This is a genomic window from Haloarchaeobius iranensis (genome assembly GCF_900103505.1).
GTDB classification, from domain to species: Archaea; Halobacteriota; Halobacteria; order Halobacteriales; family Natrialbaceae; genus Haloarchaeobius; species Haloarchaeobius iranensis.
This window is the reverse complement of sequence record NZ_FNIA01000028.1, coordinates 25,292-32,457: the sequence shown is the minus strand read 5'-3', so window position 1 is coordinate 32,457 and position 7,166 is coordinate 25,292. Positions and strand designations below refer to the sequence as shown.

At 69.4% G+C, this 7,166-nt stretch carries 7 protein-coding genes; 3 read left to right on the top strand and 4 right to left on the bottom strand.

Going from position 1 to position 7,166, the window contains the following annotated elements:
• Together BLT27_RS16945 and BLT27_RS16940 are read left to right on the top strand one after the other, a co-directional pair.
• A partial coding sequence (locus BLT27_RS16945; RefSeq protein WP_139172382.1) for a transposase occupies positions 1-292 on the top strand: 292 nt, incomplete at its 5' end.
• Between the two features lie 432 nt (positions 293-724).
• Positions 725-2,032: a M28 family peptidase gene (locus BLT27_RS16940; RefSeq protein ID WP_089736053.1), complete on the top strand. Its 1,308-nt coding sequence runs from the start codon at positions 725-727 to the stop codon at positions 2,030-2,032.
• Here the strand turns inward: BLT27_RS16940 and truA are convergent.
• Entirely contained in the window at positions 2,029-2,850 is an 822-nt protein-coding gene (truA, locus tag BLT27_RS16935; protein ID WP_089736052.1) for a tRNA pseudouridine(38-40) synthase TruA, read from the bottom strand. The genes BLT27_RS16940 and truA overlap by 4 nt on opposite strands.
• 95 nt (positions 2,851-2,945) lie before the next feature.
• On the opposite strand from truA, the gene BLT27_RS16930 reads away from it, so the two are divergent.
• A complete protein-coding gene (locus BLT27_RS16930) occupies positions 2,946-3,365 on the top strand; it encodes a hypothetical protein (protein ID WP_089736050.1) in 420 nt (139 codons plus the stop codon).
• A gap of 6 nt (positions 3,366-3,371) precedes the next feature.
• On the opposite strand, the gene hisS is transcribed toward BLT27_RS16930, so the two are convergent.
• From hisS to BLT27_RS16915, 3 genes are all read right to left on the bottom strand, one after another.
• The gene (gene hisS / locus BLT27_RS16925; RefSeq protein WP_089736048.1) at positions 3,372-4,685 is read right to left on the bottom strand and encodes a histidine--tRNA ligase; all 1,314 of its coding nucleotides are present in this window, start codon (positions 4,683-4,685) and stop codon (positions 3,372-3,374) included.
• 395 nt (positions 4,686-5,080) lie between these two features.
• The gene (locus BLT27_RS16920) at positions 5,081-6,106 is read right to left on the bottom strand and encodes a dipeptide epimerase (RefSeq protein WP_089736046.1); all 1,026 of its coding nucleotides are present in this window, start codon (positions 6,104-6,106) and stop codon (positions 5,081-5,083) included.
• The gene (locus tag BLT27_RS16915) at positions 6,103-7,116 is read right to left on the bottom strand and encodes an N-acetyltransferase DgcN family protein (RefSeq protein WP_089736043.1); all 1,014 of its coding nucleotides are present in this window, start codon (positions 7,114-7,116) and stop codon (positions 6,103-6,105) included. Before BLT27_RS16915 ends, BLT27_RS16920 begins: the two co-directional genes overlap by 4 nt.
• Positions 7,117-7,166: the final 50 nt, after the last annotated feature.

The window sequence follows — 7,166 nt, the reverse complement described above, 5'->3', positions numbered from 1 at the left end:
GCGAAACACTGACGACCCGAAAGACATCGAGTACAGGGTTGAAGACCGCATCGAACAACACAGCGAGGACGTGCAGCTGAAGCAGTCCACGTTGGATGAGACGTACAACCGCCGTACTGGAGTCGAACGAACCAACGAATCAGTGAAGGACTGCGGCCTCGGGCGAACGCACGCCCGAGGCCGCGTCCACGCACGAGCGCAGGTGTTCCTCGCCCTGTGCCTTCGCCTCGTCGTCGCTATCACCAACTACGAACGCGGAGACAATCCGGGAAGTACGATCATCACGGTGTGAGAAGAGTTCTATGACACCCTCAGAGAGTTGAAATAAATTCGTCGCGCTTCTTCTCTGTCCAGCTCTTCCGTTTGGACTTCCGGTGGGGACTCCCCAGCTACACCAGACGGTAGTCCCATTCCAATCGCGCTACTCGCACCGATGCTCGACATCAGTTTTCGTCTACTGAACTGCATCTAATGGTCATAACCAATAATATATGTATAAACGGTTCGATTTAAAAATGAACTGAAGGGGCAGGATTTAGACGTGATTTCAAAAAGAAGAGGCCCGTTGTGAGTTTACCCACTCGGGGTCCGCCGGGTTAAGATTATTGCAAGATCGAATTTTTAATGGTTAAATCAAACTTATAACGTGACGCTGTATCTGAACTGTCCCTGAATCACCCAATCTGACACAACACGTTTCCCGTCGCCGCCCGCACACCCACCCATGACAGACAGAGACGCGGTCCTCGGCCGACTCTGGCGCGACGACGAACCGTGGGATGTGCTCACATCGCTCTGCGAGCTGGACGACCGGCTCGCGGGCCATCACGGCGAGGGGCGGGCCGCCGACCTCGTGGCGGGCGCGTTCGAAACCGCCGGGGTTCGCAACGTCACGGAGTTCGCGGTGCCGATGACGCGCTGGACGCGCGGTCGGACCGAGCTCGGCGTCGTCGACCCCGTCACGCGGAGCTTCGAGGCCATCGCGCTGCCGTACTCGCCGGCGGGCGAGGTGCGTGCGCCCATCGTCGACGTCGGCTACGGCACGCCCGAGGAGATAGACGAGACGGACGTCGAGGGGGCGGTCGTCGTCGCGAGCACGGACACCCCGCCGGACCGCCGGCTGGTCCACCGGATGGAGAAGTACGGCCACGCGGTCGACGCCGGCGCGGAGGCGTTCGTCTTCGCGAACCACGTCTCCGGGCAGCTCCCGCCGACGGGCTCGCTCCGGTTCGACGAGGGCGGCGCAGTACCCGGCATCGGCGTCTCCCACGAGACCGGCGAGTGGCTCCGCCGGTACGCCGCGCGCGACGGCGCGGTCCGCGTGTCCGTCGACGCGACCAGCGACGAGGGCGAGACGCCTGTCGTCCACGGCGTTCTGGGGCCGGATAGCGACGAGGAGGTCGTCGTGCTCGCCCACCTCGACGCCCACGACGTCGGTGAGGGCGCACTGGACAACGGCTGCGGCGTCGCGGTGGTCGTCGGCGTCGCCCGGGCGCTCGCCGAACTCGACCTCGGCTGTCGCGTCCGGGTCGCGGCCGTCGGCGGCGAGGAGGTCGGCCTCATCGGGAGCCACGGACTGGCTCGCGAGCTCGACACCGCTTCGGTGCGGGCGGTCGTCAACGTCGACGGCGCGGGCCGCCACCGCGACCTCGTCGCGTTCAGCCACGGCAGCGACGAGCTCGCGGGGCTCGCCGAGACGCTGGCCGAGGAAACCGACCACCCGGTGCAGGTGCGGCCCGACCCGCACCCCTGGAGCGACCACTGGCCGTTCCTCACGGCGGGCGTGCCGGCTCTCCAGTTGCACTCCGACAGCGGCGAACGTGGCCGCGGTGTCACTCACACCCGGGCCGACACGCTGGACAAGGCCGACCCCAGGAACCTCCGGAGCCACGCGATGCTCGCGAGCCTGCTCGTCCACCGGCTGACCGAAGTCGAGCTCGGCCGCATCTCGCGGACGGACCTGCTCGACGCCCTCCGCGAGCAGGAGTACGAGCCGGGGATGCGCGCCGCCGGGGTCTGGCCGGAGTCCTAATCCTCGCGGACGCCGTCGGCGACCCGCCGGCAAAGTCGGCCCCGTGTCGCCGCCTTGGCGGCCCGGTCACCGAACACCTCGGCGACGCTCGCCGCCCCACGGTGGTCGGGCGCGAACGCCAGCCCGGGGTACGCAGCGTCGACGAAGACGAGCCCACCGGACGGTGCCGGTGGCGGAATCTCGTGGTCCGGGAGCGTCCCCGGCGCGAGGACGCCCTCGACGCGTTCGACCGGGACGCTCCCGACGGCGACCGACCGCACCAGCGAGACGAGCCGCCGGACGAGCTCGTGGAGGAAGCCGTCGCCCCGGACCCCGAGAACCAGGAACTCCCCGTCGCGCTCGACCGTCGCGGCCGTCAGCGTGCGGGCCGTGTTCCCCGACGAGACCGCCGAAAGGTCGCGGAAATCGTGAGTCCCGCGGAGGCGGTCGACGGCCGCGCGGGCCAGTCCCAGGTCGGCGTCAGGTGCGTACAGGTGGTACTCGTACGCCCGGCTCGCCGCGTCGTGGGTGGCGTGGAAGTCCGCCGGCGCATCGGCGTGGGCCCACGTCCGCACCGTCGCCGGGAGTTCGCCGTTGAACGCCCGCGGAGTGAGCCACTCCGGCGCGTCGAACGCGACGGTCTGTCCGAGCCCGAAGACGCCGGCGTCCGTCCGCCCGGCCGCCGCGTAGCCCGGCGGTTTGGGCGCATCGTCGGCAAGCACGCCCAGCTCCCGGAGCGCGTCGAACAGCGCGCCCTCGACGGTCGGGACCGACGGCTGGCGCTGGAAGCCGTGGAACGGCCGGCCGTCGTAGGCGACGCGGAAGGCGCGGCGTGGCACGCCCGGCGGTTCGTCGCGGGTGAGTATAATCCCCTCGTCGTCGCGACCCGGACCGCCGCCAACAGGGTTAGGAGCCCCCGCACGCACCTACGACCATGGAGACGTTCACGGGTGCAGAGGTCGCCGAGGTGGTCGGCGCTGACCTGGCCGCACAGCTCGGCGTCGGCGAGGGCGAGTACACGGCCGACGAGGTGGCTCGAATCACGGACGTGCTGGGCGAGAGCGCCGAGCTCGCCGAGTCGGTGGCCGACGGCGATGCAGACCTCGCGACGCTCTTTACGCCCGAGTTCATGGCCGCACACAGCGAGTTCGACGACTTCGAGGCGTTCCTCGAGTCGAGCCCGTGGACCGAGACGGAGATCACGGCCGCGTTCGCCGGGGAGACGCCTGACGGCGAGAACCCGGCGGCGGCCAACAGCACGTTCCTCTCGCGGACGACCGAGTTCGAGACGCCGGGCGCGATGGTCCAGACCGCCATCATCGACCGCACCCGCCGGAAGATACAGACCGCGTAAGACCGACTACTCCGCGAACGTGTCGTACGTCGGGCGGTCGTGCTCGCCCGGGAACGCGTCGACCGGTGCGGTGGTCTCGTCGCCCGACGCCATGTCCTTCACCGTCACCTCGTCGTTCGCGAGGTCCTGCTCGCCGACGACGACGACCGTCTCGGCGTTTATCGAATCTGCGTAGCCGAGCTGCGCGCCGAAGCTCCGGGACGACACGTCCGTCTCGACGACGTGGCCGCGCTCGCGCAGGTCGCGGGCGACCCGTGCCGCGACGGGCCGGGTGTCGCCGACGGAGAGCACGTAGTAGTCCGTGGCGACCGCCTCCTCGGGCCAGACCCCTGCACGCTGGAGGAGCAGCGGGAGCGTGGAGTTCATCACGCCCGGCGCGACGCCGACCGCGGGCGTCGGCTGGCCGCCGAAGGACTCGATGAGGTCGTCGTAGCGCCCGCCGCCGAAGACGGCGCGGGAGACCTCGCCCGTCGAGTCGAAGCACTCGAAGACGACGCCCGTGTAGTAGTCCAGCCCGCGCGCGGTCGTCAGCGACACGTCACAGAACTCGCGCACGCCGAAGTCCTCGGCCGCGGCGAGCACCGCCTGCAGGTTCGTGACCGCGTCGTGGACCTGCTCGCTCTCCGCCCACTCGGTCAGCGCGTCCAGGTCGTCGTCGCCCGCCAGCAGCAGGTCGTCGAACTCCCGCGCCTGGTCGTACGTGAGCCCGGCCTCGTACAGCAGGTCGAGGTACTCGTTCTCGGCCACCTTCGCCCGCTTGTCCACCGCGCGGATGGCGTTCGTGGTGTCGACGTCCGCGTCGAACTCCCGGAGCAGCCCCCCGAGGATGTCGCGGTGCGAGACGCGGAACTCGAACTCGTCGGCCGTCAGCCCGAAGTTCGTCAGCATGTCCGCCGCGAACGAGAGCACCTCGGCGTCGGCCTCCGGCTCCGCGGAGCCGAAGATGTCGACGTTCGTCTGGTAGAACTCGCGGAACCGCCCCTGCTGGACCTGCTCGTAGCGCCAGAACGGCCGGGTCGAGAACCACTTGATGGGTTTGGAGAGCTCCTGCTGCTTCGCGACGACCATCCGCGCGACCGTCGGTGTCAGTTCCGGGGTGAGCGAGACGTCCCGCCCCCCCTTGTCCTCGAAGGCGTACAGTTCCTCGACGATCTCCTCGCCCGACTTGTCGACGTACATCTCGGTGCGCTCCAGTGCCGGCGTGGAGATTTCTCGGAAACCGTAGCTCCGCGCCGTCTCCTCGACCGTGTCCATGACGGCCCGGTAGGCCGCCATCTCCGCGGGGTAGACGTCACGGAACCCTTTGAGTCCCTCGTACATGGAGCGGGATTCGGCCAGCGCGCGCTTGAAAGCTTCCATCATCGCCTGTCGTCGCTGGATTCGTGTTCCCGAAGTTAGTCCTGGGAACAGCTTGTTCTGTAAACAGCCAGAAAGCCCCGCCAGTCGTGGGATTCGTGGGTGTCGACAACAGCCAGAAAGCTCCGAGGCGCTCGGCTCCCGCGGCTCGTTGCGGTCCTCGTTTCTGCGGTCCTCACGTCGCCGGGGTTCGCCGAGCGCCTCGCCCCTTTCAGTCCCACCCGACAGCACCGCACCTCTAACCTCCCCAACCTCCTGCGGTGCTCGCTGCGCTGCGCTCCTCGTCCCTCGCGCGGATGGCTCGCGGCCTTCGGCACGCTCGCCAGCCGCGCGCCACGTGGAAAATCGAGGAGTCGTCGTTACCGCAGTCCGATTCCGGGCTGGTCGTCGAGGTCGATGTGGCCGCCCGCCCGGACCGGCCCCTCGTAGGGGTCGGAGTCGTCGTCCAGCAGGAGCGAGCCGTCGAGGTCGACGTAGTCACAGAGCGGCGCGAGCTGTGCACCGGCCGAGATGGCCGCGTCGGTCTCGATCATGCAGCCGAGCATCACGTCGAGGCCGTGGGCGCGGGCCGCGTGGACCATCCGGCGGGCCTCGACGAGCCCCCCGCACTTCATCAGCTTGAGGACGGCCACGTCGGCTCGGTCGGCGACGGCGGGAACGTCAGGGAGCGTGACACAGGACTCGTCGACGGCGACGGGGAGCGGGGAGTGCTCGTAGACGTAGCGCAGTCCCTCGGGGTCGGCGGCGGGCACGGGCTGTTCGAGGAACTCCACGTCGTAGTCGGCGAGCCACTCCGCGTTCCTGACTGCGTCCTTCGGCGTCCAGGCCTCGTTGGCGTCGAGCCGCAGCGTGGCGTCCGGTACGGCCTCGGCGACGGCGTCGACCCTCGCGCGGTCGTCGTCGGTGCCGACCTTCACCTTCAGCGTGCCGTAGCCGGCGTCGGCGGCGCGGCGGGCGCGGTCGGCCATCGTCTCCGGGTCGCCGATGCCGACGGTGTAGGACGTGTCGGGGGCGGCGTCGGGGTCGAGCCCCCAGTAGCGCCAGAGCGGGAGGTCGGTGTGGCGGCCGACGAGGTCGTGCAGCGCGATGGAGACCGCACAGCGCGCGGCCGGGTTCCGCCCCAGTTCGTGGGCGAGTTCGCGCTCGACCCGCTCGACCTGGAACGGGTCGTCGACGGCCTCGACGGTGGGACGGAGGCGCTCGATGGCAGCCTCGACGGTGGCCGCGGTCTCGCCGTAGTGCGTGGATGGCGCGGCCGCGCCGATGCCCTCGTGCCCGCCGTCGGAGATGCGGACGACCACGTTGTCGGTCCGGTCGGTTGAGCCCCGCGAGATGGTGAACGTCTCCGCGAGCTCGAGGGAGACGCGCTCGACGGAGAGGTTCACAGTATCGCCTCCAGCACGTCGCCGGCACCGAAGCGCACGAGGTCCGTCGCGGGCGTGCCAAGCGTGTCCGCGAACTCGTCGACGGCGTCGCGGGCCGCGGCGTCGTCCTCCACGGAGACGGTGTTCAGCGCGCCGGCGACGACGCCCGTCTCGCGGACCGGCGCGGCCAGTTCCTCGTACAGGTCGACGTACGTCTCGACGGGCTGGAGCGGGTAGGACTCGTAGCCGTGAACCGCCTCGCGCCCGGCCTCGTGGCAGAGCACCAGCGAGTCCGGCTGTGCGCCGTGGAGGATACCACAGGTGACAGCCGAGTACGCCGGGTGGGTGATGGAGCCCTGGCCCTCGACGAACAGGTAGTCGTACTCGTCGCCCTTCTCGAGTATCATCGACTCGACCGCGCCCGCGGTGAAGTCACTGACCACGCGGTCGACGGGCACGCCCCAGTTCTCGATCATGATGCCGGTCTGGCCCGTCGGAACCACGGCCGCGTCGTGGCCGGCCGCCCGGGCCGCCTCGCAGAGCTCCATCGTCGCCGTCATCTTCCCGACGGAGCAGTCGGTCCCGACGGTGCAGACGACCTCGGCGTCGACCTCTCCCGCCACCCCGTCGGCGACGGTCAGGTCCGCGGGCGGCCGGCGAACGTCCCAGATGTCGCCGCCGTGGGCCGCGGCCAGCTCGCTGAACTCGTCGTCGTCTTCGAGGAAGTAGTGCAGGCCGGCGACGAGGTCGCAGCCGTTTCGGAGCGCCGTCCGCACGTCGTCGCGCCAGGACTCCTCGAAACCGCCGCCGATGGGCGCGATGCCGACGACCAGCGCGTCACAGTCGGGCGCATCGGCCATCGACGCGACGATGGGGGCATCCTGTACGTCACCGACGAAGTCGCGGACCCGACTGCCGGCGGTGTCGCGGTCGAGCACCGCGACCACCTCGTCGTCGCTGTACCGCAACAGCCCGAGCGCGGTCTTCGCGCGGCCGGGGAACTTCTCGTGGGCGAGGATGGCGATTCGCATGACTCCGGCTTCGCCCGGTGACGGGAAAAGCGTTCTCGGGACGGCAAAGT

Bases quoted from the DNA above. Each gene is read 5' to 3' on its own strand.
- BLT27_RS16930 (WP_089736050.1), top strand. From the start codon at position 2,946: ATGGAGACGTTCACGGGTGCAGAGGTCGCCGAGGTGGTCGGCGCTGAC.
- BLT27_RS16940 (WP_089736053.1), top strand. From the start codon at position 725: ATGACAGACAGAGACGCGGTCCTCGGCCGACTCTGGCGCGACGACGAA.
- hisS (WP_089736048.1), bottom strand. From the start codon at position 4,685: ATGTACGAGGGACTCAAAGGGTTCCGTGACGTCTACCCCGCGGAGATG.
- BLT27_RS16915 (WP_089736043.1), bottom strand. From the start codon at position 7,116: ATGCGAATCGCCATCCTCGCCCACGAGAAGTTCCCCGGCCGCGCGAAG.